This window comes from Furfurilactobacillus curtus, from assembly GCF_045862785.1.
Classification (GTDB): domain Bacteria; phylum Bacillota; class Bacilli; order Lactobacillales; family Lactobacillaceae; genus Furfurilactobacillus; species Furfurilactobacillus curtus.
Window position 1 is genome coordinate 1 of sequence record NZ_BQXO01000037.1, and the last position, 794, is coordinate 794.

The following is a 794-nucleotide window of genomic DNA, read 5'->3' on the forward strand; positions in this document are numbered from 1 at the left end:
AAGAAAATCGCACACTGGTTATGGGAAAAAGCCAAAAAAGATATGCGAACCGATCCTTTTACAACACCTTCACGGCGGACTAAGTTGTCTTACTATTTTGATAACTTAGTTAGCATGGTCTTCTATATAATGGGAATTTACCTCATGTTAATGGATTTATACCAAGAGCTTTTCACGGCGAACCATACCGATTTTTTAGGAACTGCACTAATGGCCTTAGTTTTACTGCTGGGTGGCTTATTATTCCGTTGGTCAGCCTATGCAGATTTCAAAGCCATCGACCGGTATCAACAATATTTAAAGCAACAATCGATAGAGCAACAACAAGAATTGCGACGTGAAACTTGGTTGAAAGCAGCTGAACAAGGTAAAACAGAATTAGAACAGAAGCTTAATCATAAGGAGTGAATGAACATGACCACTGTTATCTTAGCTGAAAAACCCAGTCAAGCCCGTTCATACGTCCAAGCCTTTCAAAAGAGCACAAAAAAACAGGGTTACTATACGGTTAGTGACCCTGTTTTGCCCGAGAATACGCTTGTCACGTATGGTCTCGGACACTTAGTTGAACTAGCCACACCGGATAAATATGATCGGAAATACCAGCAATGGGCCTTATCTAATTTACCGATTTTCCCCGATAAATACAAGTTTGAAGTGTCAGCTAGTAAAAAGGACCAATACGGGATCGTCAAAGACCTGTTAACGAAGGCCGATACCATTATTGTTGCCACCGATAGTGGCCGAGAGGGTTCTAATATTGCCTGGTCGATCATGAGCCAAGCCCAGATTGA

2 protein-coding genes are annotated in these 794 nt (G+C 41.4%); both read left to right on the forward strand.

Features of this window, described 5'->3' with window-relative positions; genetic code table 11:
• Positions 1–408 (forward strand): hypothetical protein (locus ACKTR2_RS10295; RefSeq protein WP_407885050.1); only part of this gene is annotated, 408 nt, incomplete at its 5' end.
• Positions 409–414: 6 nt separating this feature from the next.
• The coding region (locus ACKTR2_RS10300) for a toprim domain-containing protein (protein WP_407885052.1) at positions 415–794 on the forward strand (380 nt) is incomplete at its 3' end.